We start from the raw sequence: 25,433 nt of genomic DNA, 5'->3' as shown, positions 1-25,433 counted from the left end.
GGACCTCCCTTTTTAGCTCGGCCGCCGAGCGGCGACGACAGACCTCCGGTGCCCACCATTTGGTCCACGAACCTCCAACAGTTGTTTGATCAGCAGGCATCCCGCGAAACCGATCGCGATGAACGCCCACACGCTCGCGAACGCGATCCGGTATCCGTGGGTCAGCGCGCTCGGCGTAGTCCCCGACGTACTCGCTGTAGCGACCGCGGACACCGCCGCGACGCCGATCGCGCCGCCGATCTGGAAGCTCGCGTTCTGCAGTCCGGACGCGACACCGGCGTCCTCGCCCGCGACGTCGCTGAGGGATGCGATCGAGCCGGCGACCGACCCGGCGCCCAGTCCCGCGCCGAAGATCGTGAGGCCCCAGAAGGCCAGCTCGAAGTACCCGGACGTCACGGTGAGGCGGGCCATGAGCGTGGTACCGACTCCGGCGATCAGGAGAGATCCGAACGCGACCAGGCGCGGGCCGATGCGGGTCACGAGGTGCTGTCCGATCATCGAGCCGCCTACAGCGGTTGCGGCAAGTACTGCGGACATCAGGCCGTAGCGAACTGCTGACGCACCAAGAGCGAGCTGGGCGTACTGCGTGTACACGAAGTTCAGGCCGAACGCCGCGAGACCCCAGCTGATCGTGATGAGGTTCCCACCGACCAGCGCGCGCGACCGGAAGATCCGCAGCGGTACCAGCGGTGCAGCGGACCGTTTCTCCACAACGACGAACAGTCCGAACAGGAGCGCCGAAAGCAGCAACAGGAGGACCGTCTGAATCCAAGAGGACGCAGGGGCTTCGATCACGGCGTACACCAGCACCATGAGTGCGGCCGTGACCGTGACCGCACCTGCTACGTCGAAACCGCGTCGACTCGGGCCGCGGCTGTCCTGCAGCAGTAACGGCGCCAGTACGACGACCAACACACACACGGGCACGTTGATGAAGAAGATCCACTGCCAGCCGAGCCCGTCCGTGACAGGGCCTCCGATCAGCGAGCCCGCCGTACCTCCCACGCCACTCGTGGCGCCCCAGATACCCAACGCCTTGTTGCGATCCGGCCCGGACGGGAACGTGGTCATCACGATCGACAACGCGCTGGGAGCCAGTACGGCGGCTGCCGCGCCCTGCAGCCCGCGGGCGAGCACCAAGGCGTCACCGCTCCACGCGAACCCGCACAGCAACGACGACCCGGCGAACAGCAACAGCCCGGTCATGAACACGCGTCGGCGCCCCAACAGGTCGGAGACCCGCCCACCGAGCAGCAGCAGGCCACCGAACATCAACGCGTACCCGCTTGGCACCCACTGCACGCCACCGGTCGAGAACGTCAGCTCCCGCTCGATCGACGGGATCGCGACCAGCACGATCGACGCGTCCAGGATGATCATGAACCCGGTCAGGCACAGCAACGCGAGCGCCAGCCAGCGCTTGGACTCCGGCACCATCAGTCATCTCCAGTACGGCGGGGACACCCCGGCGGAGCGTCACTCGCCCGGTACGTCGGTGCCGACCTGCTGTACTTCGACATAGCCGAACTGTCGAAGTACGGCGTCCCTGCTTCGACGTACCCGGTAACCGGAGGTCACACAGGCCTCCGCTGGGGACAGGATGGTGTCTGTGAAGTACATGCTGCTGATCTACAGCAACGCCGAGAGTTGGGAAGGCCTGTCCGCCGAGCAGCGCGAAGGCCTGGTGCAGGCGCACGAGTCGATGGCGCGGGAGCTGACCGACCAAGGCCTGCTGGTCAGCGCGGCCGGGCTGGCGGACCCGATCACGACCAGGACCGTACGGGTCGTCGACGAGACTGCGACCACCACGGACGGGCCGTACGCGGAGGCCAAGGAGCACCTGGCCGGGTTCTACCTGGTGGAGTGCGACGACATCGACCAGGCGATCGCGTACGCCGCCCGGCTGCCCGACGCGGAGTACGTGGCCGTGGAGGTGCGACCGGTGATGGACATGTCCGGGCTGGAGATGTGAACAACTTCGACCTGCTGCTGCGGGAGCAGGCGCCGCAGGTGCTGAGTGCGCTCGTCCGGCACTACGGCCACTTCGACCTGGCCGAGGAAGCCGTCCAGGAGGCCCTGCTCGCGGCCGCGCAGCAGTGGCCGGAGGAGGGCGTGCCGGACAACCCGCGCGGCTGGCTGATCCGGGTCGGGTCGCGGCGGCTCACCGACCTGCTCCGCAGCGAGTCGGCGCGCCGGCGACGCGAAGAGAACGCGGCCCAGCTCGCCGCACCCGAGGAGTTCGTTGCCGCAGGCCCCGAGATCGACGACCCGGGCGGCCGTGACGACACGCTGACTTTGCTGTTCCTCTGCTGCCATCCCGCGTTGTCGGCCGCATCGCAGATCGCGCTGACGCTGCGGGCCGTCGGCGGTCTCAGTACGGCGCAGATCGCGGCGGCGTTCCTGGTGCCGGAGTCGACGATGGCGCAGCGGATCAGCCGCGCGAAACGGAGCATCAAGCAGGCCGGCAGCACGTTCGAGATGCCGCCCGAGGCAGAGCGGGACGAGCGGCTGGGCGCCGTACTGCATGTCCTCTACCTGATCTTCAACGAGGGCTACACGGCGTCGTCCGGTACGTCGCTGCACAGCGCGGAGCTGACAACCGAGGCGATCCGCCTGATGCGCGGTGTCCGGAAGCTGCTGCCGGACGACGGCGAGGTAGCCGGGTTGCTGGCGTTGATGCTGCTCACCGACGCACGGCGGGCAGCCCGTACCAGTGCGGACGGGGCGCTGATTCCGCTGGCCGAACAGGACAGGTCGCTGTGGGACCGCGCAGCCATCGTGGAAGGCGAGGCGTTGGTGAGCGATGCGCTGTCCCGGACGCAGCTAGGCCCGTATCAGGTGCAGGCGGCGATCGCCGCGGTCCACGACACCGCGGAGCACGCGGACGCGACGGACTGGCGGCAGATCGTCGCGCTGTACGACGTACTCGAGCAACTGGTCGACAACCCGATGGTGAAGCTCAACCACGCGGTAGCGGTCGGTATGGCGGTCGGCCCGAAGGAAGGGCTCGCCGTACTCGAGCCCCTCGCGTCGGACGACCGCATGAACCACCGGCTGGAGGCAGTACGCGCGCATCTGCTGGAGATGTCCGGGGACGTTGCTGCCGCCCGGGAGAGCTACCTGTTGGCGGCACGGCGTACGACGAGTGTCCCGGAGAAGCACTACTTACAGTCGAAGGCGGACCGCTTGGCGTGAGATGTTGGACCGGTGGATCTCACCAGGGCCTCACTCCTCCGGGAGATGCTGAGCGGTACTGAGCTGGGCAACCGGACCACCGACTTCGGGTACGCGCTCCGGCGGTTCACCACGAGACGTAGTGGGCTGATGCTGTTCGGACCGGTCGACGAGGAGCCGTGGCACCTCACCGCGCACCTGGACGACGAGCTGCGCATGGCCGGCGTCGAGGACATGCGCCCGTCCTTGGTGCGCTGGGCGCCGCCGCTGGACGCCCCACCGCACCTGGCGATCGGGCTGGACCGGTTACGCGACGCGGGCCGTGGCGAGTCGTTGCTGGTCGTCGCCGAGGACGCCCCGGCCGACACGCTGCTGGAACGCATCAGCGACGTCCGGAAACGCGGTACGACGATCTTCAGCATCGGGAACGGCGACAAGGAGCTGACATCGCTCAGCCACGAGGCCCTCGTCCCGGAACTGCTGGTGCCCGACGGGTTCGGCTGGACCACCCGGGAGATCGAGCCTGAGACTCCTGTGATCGACGAAGGCTTCGAGACCGCGCAACACCTCGTCAGCCTCGCCGCGGCCGACGACGAGGCCGGCCAGTCCGGCTGGCGCCGCCGCCTCCGCAACGCGATCGAGAGGCTGTCCGGAGAGCCCGCCTAGAGATACAGCGCGGCCAGCCGCGGCAGGTGGCTCTCCAGATCGTCCGAGTCGTCGAAGTCGATCTCCTGACCTGCAGGCACATCCGGTGTGTCCGGCGCGTCCGCGTCGACGGCCTTCCAGTACGCCGCTTCGTCGCCGGTCACGTTCTTGTACGCGTGACTGCCGACGTGCAGCATCCCTTCCCCGTCGAACCCCTCGAACCCTTCCGGCCGATCCTCGTCCACCACATCGGCCAACGAGTCCGGATCCGCCAGCGCGGCGTCCCACACCTCCCGCCCCTGCGCGATCAACCACCCCCGGAACGAGTCGAACCCGTCCTCGGTAGCACCCGAGTTGACCAGGTACGCCGCCGCCCACAGATCCCACCGGTACGACTCGACCTGCAACCGCGCAACCTCGGTCCCGAACCCGACAATCGCCTCGACCCGCCCCGCCCCCAGCACCTTGATCAGCGCATCCGCCACCCCGTCCGGATCAGCCACAGTGTCATCCACCGAGGCACGCGCATCCTCGACCAGACCCCAGAACCTGTCCCTGTCCACCCCCAAACCATCTCACCGACCCCGGGTCCAACGGGAGGGTGAAATCACCACACCTCGTCGAGTTGGCGGCGGTGGTCGGTTGTTAGTTGGAGGTGGGCGCCGGTGAGGGCGGTTTCGAGGTAGGCCGGTTTGCTGATGCCGACGATGGGGGTGACGGCGGGGGTGCCGCCGGTCAGCCAGGCGAGTACTACTGCGGAGGGGCTGGCGTTGAGGGCGGAGGCTACGTCGGCCAGGGCCTCCAGGCGGCGGGTGGTGCCGGGGTGGGTGAAGGCGGGATCCAGGGGGCGGTCGGGGCGGTTCTCGTAGGTACCGGACATCAGGGGGCTGTACGCGAACAGCTGCTGGTCGGGGTTGGTTTCGGCGTAGTCCAGGACTTCGTCGGTGATCCAGCCGAAGCGGTGGTCGTGGGAGTGGCCGCGGACGAACGGGCGGGGCTGGAGGTACGAGTACCGCAGTTGCAGGGCGGTCGGGCCGGGGACGCCTTGTGCGAGGGCCAGGCCGCGCAGCCGTTCGGCGCGCCAGAGGGCGTAGTTCGAGAGGCCGATGCGGCCGATGGTGCCGTTGGCGGCGTGCTTGCCGAAGGCCGCGGCCGTCTCCTCGAGTGGTGTGGATCGGTCGTCGCGGTGTGCCCAGTACAGGTCGATGTGGTCGACGCCGAGCCGGCGGAGCGAGGTCTCCAGCGCGGCGTCGATCGCCTTCGTGCTCAGGCCTTCCGAGTGTTCGGGGTAGCTGCCGGGCCAGAGCGGCTCGCAGCCGACCTTCGTCGCCAGCTTGATCCTGTCCCGTACGCCGGGCCGTTGCGCGAGCCACCGCCCGAGCAGCTCCTCGCTCTGACCGCCCTGTCCGCTCGGGTGCTGCCAGAACGCGTAGCAGTTCGCGGTGTCGATCCACTCACCGCCCGCGTCCACAAAGGCATCCAGCAACCGGAACGAGGTCTCCTCGTCGATCCGCGTCCCGTACTCCATCGCGCCCAGCGCAAGATTCACCATGCGCCAGATCCAACAAGCTAGAGCGCTGTCTAGGTCAAGTTCGCGAACTCCCGCAGCACCGGGTCCAGTGTGGCCGCCTCGGTCGAGTGGTTCTCGCCGGGGATCGCGGTCAGCGGCGCCTCCTGATTCTCCGCGACCGCGCGAGCGCCCGCGGACAACGCCGGCCACGTCTTGTCGCCGTGCAGCACCAGCACCGGCACCTTCACGTTCGCCCACCGGTCCGACGGCAGCGGGTTGCCGGACATCGTCGTACCCATGATGCGTCCGTCGTACGCGATGGTGTGCGCGATCGCCTCGAGCGGCGCCCAGTACGGCGACTGCTTCATCCCGGCGACCGCCTCCGCGGGCATCCCGGCGGCCGCGGTCATGAACAGCTCGGCGGCCTTGTCCCGGCGGCCCGCGGCGACGAACGCGTCCAGCTGCTCGACGTAGTCCGACGGCAGCGGCGGCCGTACGTCGTCCACGACGACCGGCGGCTCGAACAGCACCAGCCCCGCGACCGGCAGCCCCGCCGCCGCGGCGTCCAGCGCCAGCAGGCAGCCCGACGACCAGCCGAACAGGATGGCCGGCTGTCCAGCGTCCTCGATCAGTGCGGCAAGGTCCTCGATCTCGCGCTGGATCGCGTACGGCGCGGTGTCGGTGCTCTCGCCGCGCCCGCGCCGGTCGTACGCGTACGTCCGGAACCCGTCGCTCAGCAGCTGCCCGAGCTCGGCGTTGATCGGGTTCACGCCCCGGTACGCGGTCGCGCCGTCGATCATGATCAGCGGCCGGCCGGCGCCGTACGCGTCGAAGCCGATCGTGGTGCCGTCGGCCGATGTCACGGTGCTCATGGTTCTCTCCCCACCTGAAACGGAAACTAGACCGTACAGTACTGCGCCGAGAACTGGACTGTCTAGTATGGTTTTCGTCATGGAGCCAGAGATCGAAGGCCGGACGCCCCGCAAACGCCGCGCGATCCTGGCCGCCGCCACCGAGGTCTTCCTCCAGCACGGGTACCTCGGCGCGAGCATGGATGAGGTCGCCGCGAAGGCCGGCGTCTCCAAACAGACCGTCTACAAGCAGTTCGAGAACAAGGAGCGCCTGTTCGCCGAGATCGTCCTCGGCACCAGCGACCAGCTGATGGACGGCCTCTTCCAGGCGTACGTCGACACGCTCGACGGCGCGGCCGACGCCCGCGAAGCCCTCCGGGCGCTGGCGCACCGGCTGCTGCTGAGCCTGACCGCCGACAACGTGCTGCAGCTCCGGCGGCTGGTGATCGCCGAGGCGGACCGCTTCCCCGAGGTGTGCGGCGCGTGGTTCAACAGCGGTTTCGAGAAGTCGCTGGACGCGCTCGGCCAGGCGCTGACGAGGCTCAGCGACCGCGGTCTCCTGAAGCAGTTGGACGACCCAACGTTGGCGGCGTACCAGTTCGCCGGGCTGGTGATGTACAAGCCGATGAACCGCGCGATGTTCGCCGGCACCCGGCAGCGCGTCGACAACAGCGAGCTGCACAAACTCGCCGACCAGGCGGCCGACGTCTTCCTCGCGGCGTACGGGTCAGAGCGTCCCGCGCGTTGACGTCCGCACCACGAGTTCCGGGGTGAACGTGACCCGCTGGTGCTCGTGGTCCGGGTTCGAGGACTCGTCCAGCAGCAGCTCCGCCGCGGTCCGCCCGAGCAGCTGGCGCGGTTGCCGGACCGAGGTCAGTGGTACGGCGGCGGCCTCGGCGAACTCGATGTCGTCGTACCCGACGATCGCGAGGTCCTCCGGGACGCGCAGTCCGAGGCTCACGCACTGCTGCAGCAAACCCAATGCCAGCAGGTCGTTCGCGCAGAACGCGGCCGTCGGGCGGCGGTCCGCGGGCAGCCCGGCAAGTCGTTGCCCTGCGCCCCTGCCTTCGGCGACCGTGAGGGCTCCGGTGGTCAGCTCGATCAGGTCGGTGATCGGCTTCCCGGCGGTCCGCAGCGCGCGCCGGGCGCCGTCGCGGCGGTCGACGACCTGACCGAGCGTGTTCGGGCCGCCGACGTACGCGATCCGTTCGTGGCCGAGCTCGAGCAGGTGCGAGATCGCGAGCTCGCCGCCGAGCACGTCGTTCACCGCGACAGAGCAGTGCGTGGCCTCGTCGAGCGTGCGGTCGACGACCACGACCGGCGTACCGCGGGAAGGCAGTTTGCGGAGCCGGGACGAGTGCTGGTCGATCGGCGTGATCAGGATGCCCTGGACGCGTTGCTGCTCGAGCAGGTCCAGGTACGCCGCCTCCCGGTCGGCGTCCTCGCTGCTCGTACAGAGGAACACCGAGAGCCCGGCCGCCTGCGCCGCCTCCTCGACGCCCTTCGCGACGTCGGTGAAGAACGGGTTGCCGGCGTCGAGCATCAGGTAGGCGAGGATCCGGCTGGATCCGGCCCGGAGCTGGCGGGCCGACTCGTTCCGGACGAAGCCGAGCGAGGCCATCGCCGCCTCGACCTTGGCGCGGGTCAGCGGGCTGACCACCTCAGGCCGGTTGAGCACGTTCGACACGGTCCCGAGCGAGACGCCGGCGGCCGCGGCGACCGCCTTCACGCCGGCCGCGTGCGGCTTCGGCGCGGGGCGCCGGCGGGTGCGCTCGGGCAGGGCTTCGGCATCGTCCACGGCCTGCCACCTCCCAGCGCACTTGAAACGTGTTAGCTGCCGAAGGATACCCGGTCCGGGCGGAATTTCCGCCTCGCCGGTCCGGGATCGGACGGGAAAGCTGGGCAGGCTCTTGACGCCCATCCGTGCACCCCCTTAACGTCAGGGCACGCTCTTGAAACCTTTCACAGACCGCCCACAGCAGAGGTGCCGCCGTGAATCGTTACTGCTTCTGCCTGCAGGTCCGGCCCGACCGGCTCGACGAGTACGTCGACCGGCACCGCAACGTCTGGCCCGACATGCAGGCCGCGCTGCGCGAGTCCGGCTGGCACAACTACTCGCTGTTCCTCCGCGACGACGGCCTGCTGGTCGGGTACGTCGAGTCCGAGGACCTGGAGGCGGCGCAGCAGGCGATGGCGGCGACCGAGGTGAACACCCGCTGGCAGGCGCAGATGACCGAGTTCTTCCAGGGGATCGACGGCCGGCCGCCCGACGAATCGTTCCTGCTGCTGCCCGAGATCTTCCACCTGAAGGAGAACTGACCATGACACCCGATGCCGCGAAAGCAGCGCTGAGCCGCCAGGAGATCGAGCTGCCCTCGTGGGCGTTCGGGAACTCCGGCACCCGGTTCAAGGTCTTCACCCAGCCGGGCGTCCCGCGCTCGCCGGAGGAGAAGATCGCGGACGCGGCCGTCGTGCACAAGTACACCGGCGTGGCGCCGAGCGTCGCGCTGCACATCCCCTGGGACAAGGTCGACGACTACGCGGCGCTGTCGGCGTACGCGAAGGAGCAGGGGGTCCGGCTCGGGGCGATCAACAGCAACGTCTTCCAGGACGACGACTACAAGCTCGGCAGCGTGACGAACCCGGACCCGGCGGTCCGGCGGAAGGCCACCGACCACCTGCTCGAGTGCGTCGACATCATGGACCAGACCGGGTCGCGGGACCTGAAGCTGTGGTTCTCCGACGGCACCAACTACCCGGGCCAGGACGACATCCAGGACCGCCAGGAGCGGCTCGCGACCGCCCTGCAGGAGGTGTACGACCGGCTCAGCGACGACCAGCGGATGCTGCTCGAGTACAAGCTGTTCGAGCCGGCCTTCTACACCACCGACGTGCCGGACTGGGGTACGTCGTACGCCCACTGCCTGGAACTGGGGCCGAAGGCAACCGTTTGTATCGACACCGGGCACCACGCGCCGGGGACGAACATCGAGTTCATCGTGGCGTTCCTGCTGCGGACGAAGAAGCTCGGCGCGTTCGACTTCAACAGCCGGTTCTACGCCGACGACGACCTGATGGTCGGGGCGGCGGACCCGTTCCAGCTGTTCCGGATCATGAACGAGATCGTCCGGGGCGAAGCGCTCGACCCGGACGCCGGGATCGCGTTCATGCTCGACCAGTGCCACAACATCGAGGAGAAGATCCCCGCGATCATCCGCTCGGTGCTGAACGTCCAGGAGGCCACCGCGAAGGCGCTGCTGGTCGACCGCGACGTACTGCGCGCCGCCCAGCAGTCGGGCGACGTACTCGGCGCGAACGCCGCGCTGATGGACGCGTACAACACCGACGTCCGCCCGCTGCTCGCCGAACTGCGCGAGTCCCAGGGCCTGGACCCGGACCCGGTCGCCGCCTACAAGCGCAGCGGGTACTTCGAGCAGATCACCAAGGACCGCGCCGACGGTCAGCAAGCCGGATGGGGAGCATAAGTGAGTGACACCGCGGCCGAACTCGTTGCGCGTAGCAACCGACTCGGTGCCGATCCACGCAACACCAACTACGCCGGCGGCAACACGTCGGCGAAGGGTACGGCGACCGACCCGGTCACCCAGCAACCCGTCGACCTGCTCTGGGTGAAGGGCTCCGGCGGCGACCTCGGGACCCTGACGGCGGCCGGCCTGGCGGTGCTCCGTCTCGACCGGTTGAACTCCCTCGTCGACGTCTACCCGGGCGTGGATCGCGAGGACGAGATGGTCGCCGCGTTCGACTACTGCCTGCACGGCAAGGGCGGCGCCGCGCCGTCCATCGACACCGCGATGCACGGGCTCGTCGACGCGCCGTACGTCGACCATCTGCACCCGGACTCCGGAATCGCGCTGGCGACCGCGGCCGACGGTGAGAAGCTGACCGCGGAGTGCTTCGGCGACCGGGTGGTCTGGGTGCCGTGGCGGCGGCCCGGGTTCCAGCTCGGCCTGGACATCGCGGCCGTCAAACGCGAGAACCCGCAGGCCATCGGCTGCATCCTCGGCGGCCACGGCATCACCGCCTGGGGCGCGACGTCCGCGGAGTGCGAGGCCAACTCTCTCGACATCATCCGCACCGCCGAGCAGTTCCTGGCCGACCGCGGCGTCGCCGAGCCCTTCGGCGCCGTCGTCCACGAGCCGCTCGGAGCAGACGAACGCCGTACCAAGGCAGCTGCCCTCGCGCCTTTCATCCGCGGGCTGGCGTCGACCGACAAACCGCAGGTCGGCCACTTCAACGACTCCGATGTGGTCCTCGAGTTCCTGTCGCGCGAGAAGCTGGCCGAGCTGGCCGCGCTCGGCACCTCCTGCCCGGACCACTTCCTGCGGACCAAGGTTCGGCCACTCGTGCTGGACCTGCCTCCGTCGGCATCGGTGGACGAATGCATCACCCGACTGAAAGAACTACACACCCAGTACCGCGCGGACTACGAGGCGTACTACAACGCGTACGCCGAGGCAGACAGTCCCGCGATGCGTGGGGCGGATCCGGCGATCGTGCTGGTGCCTGGTGTCGGGATGTTCTCGTTCGGCAAGGATAAGCAGACCGCACGGGTCGCGGGCGAGTTCTACGTGAACGCGATCAACGTGATGCGCGGCGCCGAGGCGGTGTCGTCGTACGCGCCGATCGACGAGCGGGAGAAGTTCCGGATCGAGTACTGGGCGCTCGAAGAGGCGAAGCTGCAGCGGATGCCTCGCCCCAAGCCGCTCGCCACCCGGGTCGCGTTCGTCACCGGCGGCGGGTCGGGTATCGGCAAGGCGATCGCGCACCGGCTGGCGGCCGAGGGCGCGTGCGTCGTGGTCGCGGACCTGGACCAGGCGGCGGCCGAGGCGGTCGCGAAGGAGATCGGCTCGACCGACGTGGCGGTCGCGGTGGCGGCGGACGTGTCGTCGGCGGACGCGGTCGAGGCCGCGCTGCGGGAGGCCGTACTGGCGTTCGGCGGCGTCGACCTGATCGTCAACAACGCCGGCCTGTCGATCTCGAAGTCGTTGCTGGAGACAACCGAGCGCGACTGGGACCTGCAGCACGACGTGATGGCCAAGGGCTCGTTCCTGGTGTCGCGGGCGGCCGCGAAGGTGCTGATCGAGCAGGGGCTGGGCGGCGACATCGTCTACATCTCCAGTAAGAACTCGGTGTTCGCCGGACCGAACAACGTCGCGTACGGCGCTGCGAAGGCCGACCAGGCGCACCAGGTCCGGCTGCTCGCGGCCGAGCTCGGCGAACACGGCATCCGGGTGAACGGCGTGAACCCCGACGGCGTCGTCCGTGGTTCCGGGATCTTCGCCGGCGGCTGGGGCGCCAAGCGCGCGGCGGTGTACGGCGTACCGGAGGAGGAGCTCGGTGCGTACTACGCGCAGCGGACCCTGCTCAAGCGCGAGGTGCTGCCGGAGAACGTCGCGGCCGCGGTGTTCGCACTCACCGGTGGCGAGCTGACCCACACGACCGGTCTGCACGTGCCCGTCGACGCCGGCGTGGCTGCCGCCTTCCTGCGTTAGGAGCCGACTGGATGACCCAGCTGGAGCGGATCACGTCCCGCCAGACCCGGATCGGTCTGGTGGCCGGCGGGCTGGGCGCGTACTGGCCGCAGTTCCCGGAGCTCCTGCCGCAGTTGCAGGCGTCCGCGCGGCGGGTGTCGGAGAGGTTCGCCGCGCTGGACTGCGAGGTCGTCGACGTCGGGTTCATCTCCGACGCCCAGGAAGGTGCGGTGGCCGCCGAGAAGTTGCGGGCGGCCGACTGCGACCTGATCGTCGGGTTCCTGACGACGTACATGACGGCGTCGATGCTGGTGCCGGTCGCCCAGCGCAGTGGTGCTCCCGTGCTGCTCCTGAACCTGCAGCCGACCGAGGCGATGGACCACGCGTCGTTCGACACCGGCGCGTGGCTCGCGTACTGCGGGGCGTGTCCGCTGCCGGAGATGGCGAACGCGTTCGAGCGCTGCGGGATCGACTTCCGCTCGGTGTCGGGGTACCTCGAGGACGAGCGCGCCTGGACCCGGATCGACCGGTGGATCCGGGCGGCCGGCGTCCGGGCGGTGCTCCGGCACGGGCGGCACGGTCTGCTGGGACACGTGTACCCGGGCATGATGGACGTGATCACCGATCCGACGCTGGTGTCCGCGCAACTCGGCGGGCATGTCGAGGTACTGGAGATCGACGACCTCCGGGTCCGGGTCGAGAAGGTCACCGGCGCCGAGACCACCGCGCGGATGGAGCTGGCGCGGGAGATCTTCACGCTCGACGACTCGGTGAAGACCGAGGACTTCCAGTGGGGCGCCACCGTGTCGGTCGCGCTGGATCGGCTGGTCGAGGACTTTTCCCTTGATTCGTTGGCGTACTACCACCGCGGGCTCGATGGTGAGGCCCACGAACGGGTAGCGGCCGGGATGATCCTCGGCGCCTCGTTGCTGACGGCAAGGGGCGTGCCGGCCGCGGGCGAGTACGAGTTGCGGACGTCGCTCGCGATGCTGGTGATGGACAAGCTCGGCGCGGGCGGGTCGTTCACCGAGCTGCAGGCGCTGAACTTCCCGGACAACGTGGTCGAGATGGGCCACGACGGGCCGGCGCACCTGGCGATCTCGGCGCGGAAACCGTTGCTGCGCGGGCTCGGCGTGTACCACGGCAAGCGCGGGTGGGGCGTGTCGGTCGAGTTCGACGTCCAGCCGGGGCCGGTGACGGTGTGCGGGATGGGGCAGCGGCGGGACGGGACGTTCACGTTGATCGCGTCCGAGGGGACCGTCGTACCCGGGCCGTTGCTGCAGATCGGGAACACCACGTCGCGGGTCGACTTCGGGTGCGATCCGGGTGAGTGGACCGACGCGTGGTCGGCGTCCGGGGTCGCGCATCACTGGGCGCTCGGGACCGGGCATCGCGCCGCGGACCTGGCGGCCGTCGCGGACCTGTTGAAGCTCGACCTCACGGTGGTGTCACCGTGAAGCGGGTCGCGGCGGTGGATCTCGGGGCCTCGAGTGGGCGGGTGATGCTCGGTGAGGTCGGTGCGGACGTACTCCGGTTGAGCGAGGTCCACCGGTTCTGGAACGGGCCGGTTCCGGCGGACGGCACGCTGCACTGGGACATTCATACGCTGTACCGCGAGATTGTGCGCGGACTTCACCATGCCGGGCGGTTCGACAGTGTGGGGATCGATTCGTGGGCTGTCGACTACGGTCTGCTTGACCGGTCGGGGCGGTTGCTTGGCGATCCCGTGCACTACCGGGACTCTCGTACTGACGGTGTGATGGAGCGCGTGCTCGCGCAGGTGCCGGCGGCCGACCTGTACGCCGTGACCGGGTTGCAGCAGTTGCCCTTCAACACCATTTACCAACTGGTTGCCGACGGCACCGTGGGTGCGGCCGAGACGTTCCTGATGATCCCGGATCTGCTGGCGTACTGGCTGACGGGTGAGGTCGGGGCGGAGCGGACGAACGCATCCACGACCCAGCTGTACGACGTGTCGGCCCGGGACTGGAGCGATGAGCTGATCTCGCGGGTGGGACTGCCTCGCCGGATATTTCCTGCCGTGCGGGAGCCAGGCGACGTGATCGGGAACGTGCTGCCGGATCAGACCGGGCTGGCGTCGGGGATTCCCGTGATCGCGGTCGGGTCCCACGACACCGCCTCGGCCGTGGTGGCGGTGCCCGCACAAGGGGAGCGGTTCGCGTACATCTCGTCGGGGACGTGGTCGCTCGTCGGGCTCGAGCTCGACGAGCCGGTGCTGACGGACGAGGCACGGGAAGCGAACTTCACCAACGAAGGCGGGGTCGACGGGCGGACCCGGTTCCTGCGGAACGTGATGGGGCTGTGGATCCTGCAGGAATGCCGGCGGGCCTGGGGCGACGACCTCGAGGACCTGCTCCGGGCCGCCGCCGAGGCGCCGCCGTTCGCGGTACTGATCGACCCGGACGCCCCCGAATTTCTTGCCCCCGGCAACATGCCCGCGCGGGTCGACGAGCACTGTGTACGGACCGGCCAGGAGCCGCCGCGGACCCGGGGCGCCGCCGTACGGTGCATCCTCGAGAGCCTCGCGCTCGCGTACCGCCGTACGCTGCGGGCCGCGCAGACGATCGCCGGCCGCGACGTCGACGTACTGCACGTGATCGGCGGCGGTTCGCGCAACGAGCTGCTCTGCCGGCTGACCGCCGACGCGTGCGGCGTACCCGTGCTCGCCGGGCCGGTCGAGGCGTCCGCGCTCGGCAACGTGCTCGTCCAGGCTCGCGCCCTCGGCGAGCCCCTCCCGGACCTGGACGCGATGCGCGCCCTGGTCCGGGCCACCCATTCTCTGCGGCGCTACGACCCGCAGGGCAAACCGGCCGACTGGGACGCCGCCGAGTCCCGGGTCTTCGGAACCAGGTGATCAGCATGACCGTCCTCCCCCAGGAACTTCGACCGGTGGCGCGCCGGGTGCCGCCGCGCGAGATCAGTCACGACGACCTCCAACTGCTCCGGCTGCTCGCCACAGGGCTGCCGGTCGACGGCGTCGCCCGGCGCCTCGACCTGTCCGAGCGCACCGTCCGCCGCCGGACCCGGCTGATCTGCGACCGGCTCGGGTTCAGTACCGCGATCGAAGCCATCGTCTGGGCCGCCCGTCGCGGCCTGGTCTGAGAGGGGTTCGGGCGACGGCGACCGGGTACCGGTGGTGATGATCATCGAGCCGAGGAGGAGCGATGAACGGAATGACCATCGTCTGGATCGTCGTCGCCGTGGCGGTGCTGGTGATCCTGGCAGCCCTGGTGGCCGGCGCCGCGTCGCGGCGGTCGGAGCGCCGTGCCGCACAGGAGGCGCGCGAACACGAGGAGCGAGCGCGGGCGAGTGCGGCCGAGGCCGACAAGCAGGCCGCGATCGCCGACGAGGTGGACGCCCGGGCGCGGAAGGCACAGGCGGACGCCGACGAGCAGACGGCCCGCGCCCAACGCCTGGCCGCCGGCGCAACCGAACGCCGCGACGCCGCCGACCAGGCCCGCGCCGTGTCCGAGGAACACCGCACCCAGTCCCAGAACCTCTGGCCCGACGACGGCTCACGCAACCGCGAAGGCCAACCCGTCGACCCGAACTGGGACGACGGCACCCACCCCCACGACCCACGCCATTCAAAACGTGAGATCAGATAGCCGATCTCAGCCGAGGACAGGCGCGGGAAGAGGAAGGAAGAGAAGGAGAGTGGTGGCTGGGTCTGGTGGTCAGCCGGAGGTATGCCGCTCTTTGCCGAGTCGTGGCGAACGGCTCGGCGCCTGCTCGTCGAGTCGTGGATTGTGGCTGGTTTCTGGCGCCTTTTCTCACGACTCGCCGCAGGGGGTCTGGGCCGTTTGCCACGACTCGGCGGAGGACTGGTCGCCGTCCGAGACCTGGAGCACATGACGCCGAACCCCAACCACCACTCCCGATTTCTCTTCTTTCCTTCTGTTCTCTCAGATCAGGTAGCGGAACTCGGGGGAGTTCGGGTTGATGCGTTCGATGTCGAGGGGGGCGGCTTCCATGCGGGTGAGGAGGCCGGGGAGGTCGTCCCGGGTGCCGATCTCGATCCCTACCAGCGCGACGCCGGTCTCGCGGTTGTTGCGTTTCACGTACTCGAACAGCGTGATGTCGTCGTCCGGCCCGAGTGTCTCGTCGAGGAACGTCCGCAGTGCGCCGGGCTCCTGCGGGAACGTCACCAGGAAGTAGTGCTTCAGTCCTTCGTACACGAGCGATCGCTCGAGGATCTCGCCGTACCGGCTGACGTCGTTGTTCCCGCCGGACAGCAGGCAGACCACGGTCTCGCCGGGCCGTACGTCGAGACCGTTGCCGAGGGCACTTGTCGACAAAGCGCCCGCGGGCTCGGCGATCAGCCCGTCGGTCTGGTACAGCGCGAGCATCTCCGAGCACACCAGCCCTTCGGGGACCGCCATCAGCTCGACGCCGGCCTCGTGCACGAGCGGGAGCGTGACGTCGCCGACCCGGCGGACGGCGGCCCCGTCGACGAAGCTGTCCAGCTGTGGCAGCGTCACCGGCGTACCCGCCTCGAACGCGGCCGCCATACTCGCCGCACCGCCCGGCTCGACACCGACGATGCGGACGCCGGGATGCCGCGCCTTGATCCACGTTGCAACCCCTGCAACGAGACCGCCGCCGCCGACCGGCACCACCAGTACGTCGGGCGCCTGCCCGAGCTGCTCGACCAGCTCGACGGCCACGGTCCCCTGCCCTGCAACGGTTCTCGGGTCGTCGAACGCCGGCACCATCGTCGCACCGCGTTCGGCCCCGTCGGCGAGCGCTGCCGCGGCCGCGTCGTCGTACGTGTCGCCGGTGACGACTACGGTGATCTGCTTGCCGCCGAGCGCGGCGATCCGGTCCCGCTTCTGCCGCGGCGTCGTCCGCGGAACGTACACCTTGCCCTGGACGCCGAGGATGTGGCACGAATACGCCAGGCCCTGACCGTGATTACCGGCGCTCGCGCACACGACACCGGCCGCTTTCGCGTCGTCGTCGAGCTGCGCGATCAGGTTGTAGGCGCCGCGAAGCTTGTAGGAGCGGCCGATCTGCAGGTCCTCGCGCTTCAGCCAGACGTCGGCGCCGGTGCGCTCTGACAGGCGGAGATTGCGTTGTAACGGGGTCCGGACGGCGACACCGTCCAAGCGCTTGACCGCGGCCTCGATCGTGGCGGCGTCAACCGTCGATCGAGCGACTGAACTGCTGCCCTGCATGACGTTCCTTCCCGTGCATTTGCACGATCTTCGCCGATTCGCTCGCTGCCCAAGACGACCCGCGTCCAGAGTCCGGACCACGGGATTCCTTTTGCGTTTCAGACTCTTGCACCATGCGTGAAACGGCCCTTCACGGGGGAGTCTAGTTTTCATACGCTCACTCGGTGTAACGGCCAGGCCCCTGGATCGGATGAGCCGGGTAAAGCGGGTCAGTGAGGACTGGAGGGCACAGATGGGACTGATTCCGTTCAGTCTGTGGGGAGACGCCCTGTGGTGCGGTCAGGAGGTCGTGCGGGAAGCCCCGCACGAGCAGGCGATCCGTAGCCTGTTCCCGGACCCCATCCCGGCGCGTGGCGCAGATCTGGACACCGAGGCGGACCTCGTCCCGGAACCGCACAACCGTTTCGACCCGCGGTCGATCGCCGTCCGGGTCGACGGCAAGGTTGTCGGCTATCTGCCGAGGGACGACGCACACCGGTACCACCCGGTGTTGTCGGAGCTGATCGCACAGGGCCTGCAACCGCGGGTTCCGTGTCACCTGTGGGTCAGTGAATGGGAGCCGGCCGACTGGGAGCGCAGGGGCACCCAGGGCACCGAGTTCCATGCCAGCGTGGCGATCGCCCTCGGGCAGCCGCACATGCTGGTGCCGGTGAACCTGCCCCCGCCAGGCAGCTTTCACCTGCTACCGCCCGGGAGCGGCATCGTGGTTCCGGGCAGCGAGGTCCATCCCGACGTACTGGCACCGTTCTTCCGTCCGGAGGGCGAGTGCTGGGCGTACGCCACCATGCACGCGATCGAGGAGGAGGACGGCATCCAGGACCGGCACCGGATCGTGGTCGAGATCCGGCTTGACGACGAACCCGTCGGCCGGCTCAGCCCACGGCTGAGCGCGGAGTTCCTGCCCGCCATCCACTACCTCGCCGACATGCGTGCCGAGACCGCCGCCCGGGTGACCGTCCGCGGCGACCGCTCCGCATCGGAGGTGATCCTGTACGCGGCACGGAGTCACGACCTGCCGGCCACCTGGCCGGACGGCCTGGCCCGGTCCCCAGTCGCTTCCCCGCAATGGCACTACTGGGCGACCAAAGAGGCCAACTAGGCGGCTGCGCAGTGCTGACCATGCCTCACCAGGCCGGCACTGCGGAGCTACTTTTCGAGAATTCCCAGGTGTGCATAACCGCTGTGGATAAGTTGTGGATTACGGGCCTAGCTTGTGGATAACTTCTGATCCAACAGGTCGCCGTTGGCTGCACACCAGCTGGCGTACGTCTGCGGTTCCCGTCCCGTAATCCGCCGTACGACGTCTGTTCGCAGTCCGGTCGTGTCCGCGCCGTCAGCTTCAGGCCCTCGACGATCGCGACCTGTCCGGCGAGCGTCAGCGTCTCGGGGTCGGTGATCGTGTACGCCGGTTCGTGGCCGTCCTCCAGCAGTACGGCGGCCGCGACCGCGGCGATGTCCGCGGGGTCGACCGGTGCCGGACGCTTGGATGAGCTGTTCGCGTTCGTGGTGCCAGCGGCCCATCGCGGGCACCGGGTCGCCGAGGACGGCGTACGACGAGAGGTACACGATCCGCCGTACGCCGGGGGAGATCGCCGCGAGCGTGAACGTGACCACGCCCGCGGTCACCAAGCTCGCGACCCGGGTGGCCGAGGCCGGGCGGCAGCAGTTGGAGGACCGGATCACCGCGACGCTCACGAAGACCGAGCGGGCTCAGTTGATGAAGGCGCTGACCAAGATTCACCAGGCGTTGCTGGACGGTGTGTGACATAGGTTGGCGGGATGGCGAACACACCGGTGTGCCCGAGCTGTGGAGAACCCGGCGTCCCGATCCTGTACGGCCTGCCGACACGGATCGCGCAGCAGGCGGCGTCGGCCGGGAAAGTGCGGCTGTTCGGTTGCGTCGTACCGTCGGAGCCCGACCAGTGGACCTGCGCGCAGAACCACACCTGGAAGGCGGGCGACGACGAGCAGTTGAGTGCCGCGATCGACGCCGCCCTGCAGGAGCACTAGATGCGGCGTATCACTGCCCCGGACGCCGCCCTGCTCGCCCGCGCCGTCCGCACGTTCATGGACGCGGACCCCGGCCCCGACTACCTCGCGACCCCGGGCACATTGGTGTTCGTGGCAACCGACGGCGACGACGTGGCCGGCTGGTGCTGGGGCTCCCAGCTGGCCCGCCCGGACGGTACGTCGATGCTGTACCTCCACCAGTTGGAGGTCGGCGCATCCCATCGCCGGAAGGGCATCGGACGAGACCTCGTCAGCGCGTTCATGACCGCCGGCCGCGCGGCAGGCGCGACGAAGATGTTCCTCACCACCGGCGCCCACAACGACCCGGCCCGCAGCCTCTACACCTCCCTCGGCGGCGGCCTCGCGACCCAGGGAGCGACCGAGAACTACTGGTTCAAGCTCTAGAGTTTGGCGCCGATCAGCTGGTAGATATCGTCGTGCGCGCCCGGCAGGTCGTCGTGCCCGAAGTCGGGATACGTCCGGAGCTCCTTCGAAGACTGGATCTTGTTGTACGCCGCGAACTGCGTCGACGGCGGGCAGGTCTGGTCCTCGAGCCCGACGAACAGCGTCACCTCGGCGCGGATCCGCGGCGCCAGGTTCTGGACGTCGATGTAGCCGAGCGTCGTGAACACCTCCTGCTGCCGGAGGTGCCGCGGATCGCGCTTGCGGAACCAGGTGACGATCTCGTCGTACGGCGGCTTGTCGAGGTTGAGGTCCCACGTCCGCTGGTAGTCGCAGAGGAACGGGTAGACGCTCGCGGTGTACTTGACCGTCGGCGTCAGCGCGGCCGCGACCAGCGACAGCCCGCCGCCCTGGCTCCAGCCGGTCGTCGCGATCCGGCCCGCGTCGACGTCCGGCAGCGCGCCGATGATGTCGGCCAGCCGTCGCGTGTCCAGGAAGACGTGCTTGTACAGCAGCCCGTCCGGCCCGTCGTCGAGACCGTGCACCAGGTGGTTGTGCAACGAGAAGCTGTTCGGCGCCTGGGACGGCGTCCGGTACCCGACCTGTTCGCGGACGTCGAGCGCGGCGACGGTGAACCCGCGGGCGACGTACGGGAGCAGGTCGACCCACTTCGGCTGCTCACCGCCGTACCCGTGGAACAGCAGCACGGCCGGTCCGGTCGGCGCGGCCGGGCTCACCACCTTCGCGTGCACCCGGTACCCGCCGGTGCCGTTGAAGTACAGGTGCTGCGCGACGCCGGTCGTCAGCGGGAAGTCGTCGGCGTCGACGAACTCGGTCTCCGGCGGGATCTCGTCGAGGGACAGCAACGCCTTGTCCCAGAACGCGTCGAAGTCGTCAGGCCTCGGGTTCGTGCCCGGGTAGGTCAGGAGTTCGTCGTACGACAGGTCGAAGGAGAGCACCGGATCATTCTGCGCTGCCGGTGTCCTCCGGGGCAGTCCCGTCCCAGATGGTGTACCCGTGCGCGGCGTTCAGCTTGTCGCGCAGCACGGTCTCCAGCGTGCCGACCTGCTTCGGCGGCAGCCAGGAGACCGGCAGCAGGATCGGGTGGTCCGGGTTCTTGGTGCGCAGCACGATCGCTTCGCCGTGCGTGGTCTCGACCCGGCCGACCTCGGTGATGTCGGTCCAGACCGTCTTCATGCCGCGGACGTCGATCTCGTGGTCCCGCAGCCGCGCGACCTTCGGCGGCCGGGCCAGGATCCACAGCCCGGCGAGCGTGATCAGCCCGCCGAGCGTGACGAACACCGACACCGCGACCGACGGCAGGCCGAACGCCCAGAGCAGGGCGGCCACCCCGAGAATGATCAACCCGGCAGCCAGGATCCCGAGGAATCGTCCCGCCCGCATCCGGTACGTCGTCCGCATCGACACAGGATCTCATCCGCCCCAAACGAGCAGGTCAGAAGGCGTCGGTCTCGGACGACGGCGCGTTGCCGAGCGGGGACTTGGTCAGGCTGATCGTCCAGGAGTACCGGCCCTCGAAGATGTCGTCGAACTTCTGGTACGAGCAGCTCTCGGTGAACCGGTGGTTCTTCGCGTCCCAGTTCGTCCCGGACTTGAAGTACACGTAGTAGTCCTGGCTGCGGATCCCGTTCAGCGTCGCGGTCTTGTTGGCGCGGACGTAGATCGACGCCTGCGGCTTCCGCGGGCTGCTGGTCGCGACCACGACCACCACGTCGTCACCGGCGTTGGTGATCTTCAGCGACCCCGAACCGCGCGATCCGGACCGCTGGAACACGTCGCCGTTGTCGCCGCGGCCGCCGATCACGGCCGGCGTAGCGGGCTTCGCCGGTACCGACATCGCGCCGAACTTCACGCCCTTGCCGATCGACTGCTGCACGCTCTGCGCGAGCCCCGCGAACGCGGTCCGGACACCGGTCTTGGCCTCGTACAGCCGGACGTCGGTCGCCTTCGGGAATCCGCAGCCGGTCTTCGTGTCGCCGGCCTTGCTCAGCTGCGTGGCGACGTCCCCGGCGTACGCGTCGAAAGCGTCCAGTACGGCGGGATGCGCGGTGACCAGGCCGCTCGGCGGGGTGATCTTCGCGAGCTCGTTGCGCTCGATCACGACCGCGGCGGCGAGCTGCTTGCGGCTCGCGTCGAACGCCGCGACCGACGGCGCGTTCATTACCCGCGCGACGGACGGCTTCAGGACCTTCTCGACGTTCGTCAAGGCCCGCTGGTACATCGGCACCGACAGCGCCGCCGCGGTTGGGGTCGGCTTCGGCGACGGTGCGGCCGACGTGGGCGGCGGCGGCGCGCTGCTGCTGGTCGAGGACGGCCCGGACGACGGTGCGGCTCCGCTGTCCGGCTTACTGCTGCTGCATCCCGCGCTCGCGAGGACCGCGATCCCGAGCACGACAACCAACGAACGCCTCACTGCCACCCCCAGGTGTGACCGGATTCCATTCCGGTCTAATACTTCCCCTGGAGGGGTTCACAACCCGAGGTCGTCTCAGTTTCCGGTGCCGGTTTCGTTCGGGTTGTACGCGCACGCGTCGTTCAGGTTCTGCGCGGTCCCCGGCGTGGCCGTCGTCTTCGGCGGCACCGGCTTCTTCGTCGTGGTGGTGGACGGCTTCCGGGTCGGCTTCGTGGTCGGCGTCGCGGCCACCGGGTTCAGCGACTTCTGGATGATCTGCTGCATCGCCGCGTAGTCCGGGTTCTTGCCGCTCGGGAAGTTCTTGTTCTTGTCCAGGTCGATGTTGGTGACCTTGGCGCTCTTCACCTTCAAAGCGAGCTGGATGAACGCCGGCAGGATCTCCTGCGGGATATCGGTGCGCAGCAGTTCCTTGCTGGCCTTCGCGATCTCCTGGTAGCTGGTGACCAGGGCCTGCGGGCTCGCGCTGTTCACCAGCGCGTGGATCGTGCAGCGCTGCCGCTCCTGCCGCGACGGGTCGCTCAGCCCGTACCGGCCGCGGGCGAACCACAGCGCGTGGTACCCGTCGAGCTTCTGGTTCGGGCCCGGCTCGATGTAGCCGCTCGGCAACTTGTGCCCGTTCGTACCAGGACCCTCGCCGTAGTCGCCGCCGATCGGGACCCGGTAGTTCACGTTCACCGTGATCCCGCCGAGCGCGTCGATGATCTGCTTGAAGCCGGCCAGGTTGACCTGCATGTAGTAGTCGATGTCGAGGCCGAGCGCGGCGCTCGCGGCCAGCTTCACCGCGTCCGCACCCTCGTTGTCGGTCGCGCCGAGGACGCCCGGGTGCTGCTTCGGAATGTTGTCGTACATCGCGTCGAGGTAGAACTCCGGCTGCTCGACGTTGCCCTGACTCGGGTCCCAGAACCCGTCCGGGTAGACCTTGTGCAGCGGCGAGTCGGCCGGGAACGGCATCCGCATCCAGTTCCGGCTCAGCGAGATCAGCGAGGTGTTACCGGTCTTCGTGTCGATGCTGGCCACGATCACCGTGTCGGTCCGGACGCCCGTCCGGCCGACGCCGTCGTCGGCGCCGAGCAGCAGCAGGTTCAGTCGCGGAATCTTCTCCCACGGGTCCCGCGCGTTCGTCACCTTCGGCCGGGTCGCGCTCTTCGAGTTGCCCTCGGACTGGAACACGCTGCCGACCAGGTCGCGCTGCGCCATCACCGTCTGCGCCGCGACCGTCGTCGGTACGGCGATCGCGAAACACAGCAGGCCGACGACCATCGAGCCCGCCAGCCGGCCCGTGTACGTCATGCTCACCGGGCGGATCAGCTTGTGCGACGCGATCACGACCCAGATCCAGCAGCCGCCCAGTACGACGACCGCGCCGGTCGCGATCAGCAGCTGTCGCGGGGAGACCGCGAGCGCGAGGACCGAGTCGCGGTGCGTGAGACCGACGTACGCGCCGATCAGCAGCAGGCCGACGCTGATCGTGAGCACGAACGCGCCGAGCTTCTTCCGGCCGCCCATCAGCAGGCCGGACCCCGGGACCAGGGCGCTGACCAGGGTCAGCCCGATCGCCTTCGACGCTGTCCGGGCCCGATGAGAGCGAGGCCGGGATCGGCCGGCGCGAGGCGCCGCCCTCCGGCCGGCTGCGCGAGTACTCCGCGACATAGCTCCGTTCCCTGATCGACGACGTCACGACCTCCCCGTCGGCCGCCGGAGCGACCCACGGTACTTCAGACGCCCACGACACCGATTTGGTTGACGTGATGCTGGCGACCCCCGTCGATGCTCGTCAGCGTACACATGCACCGGCCGACACACCCAAGGTCCCACCACCACCACTCAACGTGGCGAACACCCCGCCCCGCCCCGTGCCGTGCCGTGCGGTCCCCGTGGTGCTCCGGACGCCGGTCGGTGGAGAGCGTCAGGCTGGGGTGGAAACCCGTTTTGGCAGCGGGCCGGTCGAGCAGATAGTCTTGGCCGTCGTCGCGTCCCCTCCTCGGAGTGGACCGTCGGAGGAGGCGTCGCCTAGTCCGGTCGATGGCGCCCGCCTGCTAAGCGGGTTGAGGGTAACCCCCTCTCGCGGGTTCAAATCCCGCCGCCTCCGCTCTCGTGACCTGTGCCCGCGGAAAGCGCGGGCCGGGTCGCGTCGGGTGCCTTCTGGGGGTGCAACCCCCAGACCCCGCCCGGCGGGGCTCCGCCCCCCGGACCCCCTTTGGGGCTTCGCCCCTTTCCCCCTTGGGGTTCCGCCCCTTCCCCCCGCGTCGGTGGCTGGCTTTGTTTCTTGGTTCACCTTTGGTGGTGTACTGCTGTGTTCGCGGCTAGGTCGTGGGGGGCTCGGGCGTCTTTGCGGAAGGCGACCATGGCCAGGTAGATGAGTGGGAGCGCGTAGACCGCGACCAGGCCGGTGGTGATCCAGGACGGGGTGGGGGTGCCGGCCGCCACCAGTTGCCAGATGAAGAAGTGCGCGAGTTCCCAGGGGATCAGTTTGACGACGGTGCGAACGAGAATCTGGCGGCGGCTCGGTGGGGCGCCGGCTTTGGTGTCGGTGACGTGTAGGTGGAGTGCCCGTTTGCCGATGGTGGCGTGCCGCGTCGAGGTCTCGGTGAGGTACAGGTAGCAGCCGACCGGCAGCACCAGCAGGGCGAAACCGAGGAGTTCGGCACCGGCGGTGCCGCCCAGGTCCAGCCAGTTCGGGAGGGATCCGGTGATCAGGCGGACCGCCAGGGCGGCGGCCGCCAGTACTGCGATCCACGCTGAGATCAGCAGGTAGTCGATGAGGAGCGCCGCGATCCGGCGCCAGAATCTGCGACTACGCATCGATGGATCGGTTGGCTTCGGCGATCCGCTCGACCGTGCGGGGGGTCATCGGGTCGGGGGAGACGATCAGGTGCTCCACGCCCAGCTCTTCGTACGCGGCGATGGCGGCCGGCAGGTCTGTGACCGGGATGGCCTGGGGATTCGGGTCCGTCGACGGTTGGTCGGGGTCGCGGACGATGATGCCGACCGTGCGGGTGATGGTGTCGCGGTTTGCTGTCCGCAGTGCGTCGGTCAGGGTTTGCAGGCGCTCCTCCAGCTTCTCTGAGGGAGCGCCGTACCACGCTGTGTTCCAGGCGTCGGCCCACTGGGCGATCAGGCCGAGCATCCGCGGGCGGTGGCCGGCGATCAGGATCGGGATCCGGTGCGGCGGTGCCGGGTCGAGGTTCGCGTCGCGCACCGAGTAGTAGGTGCCGTCGTACGTGAGGGTCTCGCCGCGCACCAGCCGGGCGACGATCTCCAGCCACTCCGCGAACCGCCCGACCCGGTGATCGGTCGGAAGCCCGAACGCCTCGTACTCCGGGTCGTGCCAGCCCGCGCCGACGCCGAGGGTCAGCCGGCCGCCGGACACCTCGTCCAGCGTGGCCGCCATCTTCGCGGTCAGGCCCGGATCCCGGAACGACGCGCAGAGCACCATGTTGCCGAGCTCGACCCGTTCGGTGACGGCGGCGACCGCGCTCAGCAGCGTCCAGCTGTCGTGCATCCCGAAGACCTGTCCGTCGCCGTCGCGGTACAGGAAGTGGTCCGCGATCCAGACCGAGTCCAGTCCGCCCTGTTCGGCGGCCTCGGCGACCGCGCGGACGTCCTGCCAGCTGGGCATCCCGCCGCCGGGGCCGTCGCCGGCGCCGAGCGGGAGCATTACTCCGACCTTGATTGGCATGCGGTCAAGGTACGTGCCGCGCGAAGCACAGCGCATCA

Annotated in this window: 27 protein-coding genes and 1 tRNA gene; 16 read left to right on the top strand and 12 right to left on the bottom strand. The window is 69.1% G+C overall.

Annotated features, from left to right (window positions below):
* Positions 1-12: 12 nt before the first annotated feature.
* Positions 13-1,437, bottom strand: coding sequence for an MFS transporter (locus tag ACXJJ3_RS21180; RefSeq protein ID WP_458163358.1), 1,425 nt, complete (start codon positions 1,435-1,437; stop codon positions 13-15).
* A 181-nt stretch (positions 1,438-1,618) separates the two neighbouring features.
* On the opposite strand from ACXJJ3_RS21180, the gene ACXJJ3_RS21175 reads away from it, so the two are divergent.
* Genes ACXJJ3_RS21175 through ACXJJ3_RS21165 form a run of 3 tightly spaced genes read left to right on the top strand, consistent with a single transcriptional unit; the run spans position 1,619 to position 3,840 of the window.
* Entirely contained in the window at positions 1,619-1,972 is a 354-nt protein-coding gene (locus tag ACXJJ3_RS21175) for a YciI family protein (RefSeq protein ID WP_458171926.1), read from the top strand.
* Entirely contained in the window at positions 1,969-3,195 is a 1,227-nt protein-coding gene (locus tag ACXJJ3_RS21170) for an RNA polymerase sigma factor (RefSeq protein ID WP_458163356.1), read from the top strand. Before ACXJJ3_RS21175 ends, ACXJJ3_RS21170 begins: the two co-directional genes overlap by 4 nt.
* Before the next feature lie 12 nt (positions 3,196-3,207).
* The gene (locus ACXJJ3_RS21165; RefSeq protein ID WP_458163354.1) at positions 3,208-3,840 is read left to right on the top strand and encodes a hypothetical protein; all 633 of its coding nucleotides are present in this window, start codon (positions 3,208-3,210) and stop codon (positions 3,838-3,840) included.
* On the opposite strand, the gene ACXJJ3_RS21160 is transcribed toward ACXJJ3_RS21165, so the two are convergent.
* From ACXJJ3_RS21160 to ACXJJ3_RS21150, 3 genes are read right to left on the bottom strand one after another with little or no spacing between them, the layout of a single operon-like run.
* Entirely contained in the window at positions 3,837-4,382 is a 546-nt protein-coding gene (locus tag ACXJJ3_RS21160; RefSeq protein WP_458163352.1) for a DUF4240 domain-containing protein, read from the bottom strand. The genes ACXJJ3_RS21165 and ACXJJ3_RS21160 overlap by 4 nt on opposite strands.
* Before the next feature lie 44 nt (positions 4,383-4,426).
* Entirely contained in the window at positions 4,427-5,371 is a 945-nt protein-coding gene (locus ACXJJ3_RS21155) for an aldo/keto reductase (protein WP_458163350.1), read from the bottom strand.
* Positions 5,372-5,400: 29 nt separating this feature from the next.
* Positions 5,401-6,201, bottom strand: coding sequence for an alpha/beta fold hydrolase (locus ACXJJ3_RS21150; RefSeq protein ID WP_458163348.1), 801 nt, complete (start codon positions 6,199-6,201; stop codon positions 5,401-5,403).
* 79 nt (positions 6,202-6,280) lie between these two features.
* Between ACXJJ3_RS21150 and ACXJJ3_RS21145 the strand changes: the two genes are divergently transcribed.
* Complete coding sequence (locus ACXJJ3_RS21145) at positions 6,281-6,928, top strand: TetR/AcrR family transcriptional regulator (RefSeq protein WP_458163346.1); 648 nt, start codon at positions 6,281-6,283, stop codon at positions 6,926-6,928.
* Here the strand turns inward: ACXJJ3_RS21145 and ACXJJ3_RS21140 are convergent.
* Positions 6,908-7,978, bottom strand: coding sequence for a LacI family DNA-binding transcriptional regulator (locus ACXJJ3_RS21140; protein WP_458163344.1), 1,071 nt, complete (start codon positions 7,976-7,978; stop codon positions 6,908-6,910). The two genes, ACXJJ3_RS21145 and ACXJJ3_RS21140, sit on opposite strands and share 21 nt — an antisense overlap.
* Positions 7,979-8,172: 194 nt before the next feature.
* On the opposite strand from ACXJJ3_RS21140, the gene ACXJJ3_RS21135 reads away from it, so the two are divergent.
* From ACXJJ3_RS21135 to ACXJJ3_RS21105, 7 genes are all read left to right on the top strand, one after another.
* On the top strand, positions 8,173-8,499 hold the full coding sequence (locus ACXJJ3_RS21135; protein ID WP_458163342.1) for an L-rhamnose mutarotase: 327 nt from the start codon (positions 8,173-8,175) through the stop codon (positions 8,497-8,499).
* 2 nt (positions 8,500-8,501) lie between these two features.
* Positions 8,502-9,665: an L-rhamnose isomerase gene (gene rhaI / locus ACXJJ3_RS21130; protein ID WP_458163340.1), complete on the top strand. Its 1,164-nt coding sequence runs from the start codon at positions 8,502-8,504 to the stop codon at positions 9,663-9,665.
* Positions 9,666-11,693 carry a bifunctional aldolase/short-chain dehydrogenase gene (locus tag ACXJJ3_RS21125; protein ID WP_458163338.1) on the top strand — a complete coding sequence of 676 codons (2,028 nt, stop codon included), beginning with the start codon at positions 9,666-9,668 and terminating at the stop codon, positions 11,691-11,693.
* Positions 11,694-11,704: 11 nt separating this feature from the next.
* Positions 11,705-13,129: an arabinose isomerase gene (locus ACXJJ3_RS21120; protein WP_458163336.1), complete on the top strand. Its 1,425-nt coding sequence runs from the start codon at positions 11,705-11,707 to the stop codon at positions 13,127-13,129.
* Positions 13,126-14,547 carry a rhamnulokinase gene (locus ACXJJ3_RS21115; RefSeq protein WP_458163334.1) on the top strand — a complete coding sequence of 474 codons (1,422 nt, stop codon included), beginning with the start codon at positions 13,126-13,128 and terminating at the stop codon, positions 14,545-14,547. The genes ACXJJ3_RS21120 and ACXJJ3_RS21115 overlap by 4 nt, the downstream gene beginning before the upstream one ends.
* A 5-nt stretch (positions 14,548-14,552) precedes the next feature.
* Positions 14,553-14,795, top strand: a complete 243-nt coding sequence (locus ACXJJ3_RS21110; protein ID WP_325036210.1) for a LuxR C-terminal-related transcriptional regulator — start codon at positions 14,553-14,555, stop codon at positions 14,793-14,795.
* 62 nt (positions 14,796-14,857) lie between these two features.
* Positions 14,858-15,301, top strand: a complete 444-nt coding sequence (locus tag ACXJJ3_RS21105; RefSeq protein WP_458163332.1) for a hypothetical protein — start codon at positions 14,858-14,860, stop codon at positions 15,299-15,301.
* Positions 15,302-15,598: 297 nt separating this feature from the next.
* Here ACXJJ3_RS21105 and ilvA read toward each other — a convergent pair whose 3' ends face one another.
* Complete coding sequence (ilvA, locus tag ACXJJ3_RS21100; RefSeq protein WP_458163330.1) at positions 15,599-16,870, bottom strand: threonine ammonia-lyase IlvA; 1,272 nt, start codon at positions 16,868-16,870, stop codon at positions 15,599-15,601.
* 232 nt (positions 16,871-17,102) lie between these two features.
* Here ilvA and ACXJJ3_RS21095 point away from each other — a divergent pair, with 232 nt between their 5' ends.
* The 4 genes from ACXJJ3_RS21095 to ACXJJ3_RS21080 all read left to right on the top strand — a co-directional run bounded on the left by ACXJJ3_RS21095 (position 17,103) and on the right by ACXJJ3_RS21080 (position 19,285).
* Positions 17,103-17,969: an HIRAN domain-containing protein gene (locus ACXJJ3_RS21095; protein WP_458163328.1), complete on the top strand. Its 867-nt coding sequence runs from the start codon at positions 17,103-17,105 to the stop codon at positions 17,967-17,969.
* Between the two features lie 387 nt (positions 17,970-18,356).
* Complete coding sequence (locus tag ACXJJ3_RS21090) at positions 18,357-18,635, top strand: hypothetical protein (protein ID WP_458163326.1); 279 nt, start codon at positions 18,357-18,359, stop codon at positions 18,633-18,635.
* Positions 18,636-18,649: 14 nt separating this feature from the next.
* The gene (locus tag ACXJJ3_RS21085) at positions 18,650-18,880 is read left to right on the top strand and encodes a hypothetical protein (protein ID WP_458163324.1); all 231 of its coding nucleotides are present in this window, start codon (positions 18,650-18,652) and stop codon (positions 18,878-18,880) included.
* Positions 18,881-19,285, top strand: coding sequence for an N-acetyltransferase family protein (locus ACXJJ3_RS21080; protein ID WP_458163323.1), 405 nt, complete (start codon positions 18,881-18,883; stop codon positions 19,283-19,285).
* Here ACXJJ3_RS21080 and ACXJJ3_RS21075 read toward each other — a convergent pair.
* The 4 genes from ACXJJ3_RS21075 to ACXJJ3_RS21060 form a co-directional block, all read right to left on the bottom strand.
* Complete coding sequence (locus ACXJJ3_RS21075) at positions 19,282-20,241, bottom strand: acetylxylan esterase (RefSeq protein WP_458163321.1); 960 nt, start codon at positions 20,239-20,241, stop codon at positions 19,282-19,284. The genes ACXJJ3_RS21080 and ACXJJ3_RS21075 overlap by 4 nt on opposite strands.
* A 4-nt stretch (positions 20,242-20,245) precedes the next feature.
* Positions 20,246-20,704 (bottom strand): hypothetical protein, encoded by a 459-nt coding sequence (locus ACXJJ3_RS21070; protein ID WP_458163319.1) that lies wholly within the window; start codon positions 20,702-20,704, stop codon positions 20,246-20,248.
* Between the two features lie 34 nt (positions 20,705-20,738).
* On the bottom strand, positions 20,739-21,716 hold the full coding sequence (locus ACXJJ3_RS21065; protein WP_458163317.1) for a hypothetical protein: 978 nt from the start codon (positions 21,714-21,716) through the stop codon (positions 20,739-20,741).
* A gap of 75 nt (positions 21,717-21,791) precedes the next feature.
* Complete coding sequence (locus tag ACXJJ3_RS21060; protein ID WP_458163315.1) at positions 21,792-23,366, bottom strand: LCP family protein; 1,575 nt, start codon at positions 23,364-23,366, stop codon at positions 21,792-21,794.
* A 349-nt stretch (positions 23,367-23,715) separates the two neighbouring features.
* On the opposite strand from ACXJJ3_RS21060, the gene ACXJJ3_RS21055 reads away from it, so the two are divergent.
* A tRNA-Ser gene (locus tag ACXJJ3_RS21055) sits at positions 23,716-23,805 on the top strand.
* Positions 23,806-23,987: 182 nt separating this feature from the next.
* Here ACXJJ3_RS21055 and ACXJJ3_RS21050 read toward each other — a convergent pair.
* Together ACXJJ3_RS21050 and ACXJJ3_RS21045 are read right to left on the bottom strand one after the other, a co-directional pair.
* The gene (locus ACXJJ3_RS21050; RefSeq protein ID WP_458163313.1) at positions 23,988-24,518 is read right to left on the bottom strand and encodes an RDD family protein; all 531 of its coding nucleotides are present in this window, start codon (positions 24,516-24,518) and stop codon (positions 23,988-23,990) included.
* Positions 24,511-25,395, bottom strand: coding sequence for an LLM class flavin-dependent oxidoreductase (locus tag ACXJJ3_RS21045; protein WP_458163311.1), 885 nt, complete (start codon positions 25,393-25,395; stop codon positions 24,511-24,513). The genes ACXJJ3_RS21050 and ACXJJ3_RS21045 overlap by 8 nt, the downstream gene beginning before the upstream one ends.
* Positions 25,396-25,433 lie beyond the last annotated feature (38 nt).

Source organism: Kribbella sp. WER1 (genome assembly GCF_054189145.1).
The sequence above is the reverse complement of the archived record's forward strand: the minus strand, read 5'-3'. Positions and strand labels throughout refer to the sequence as shown.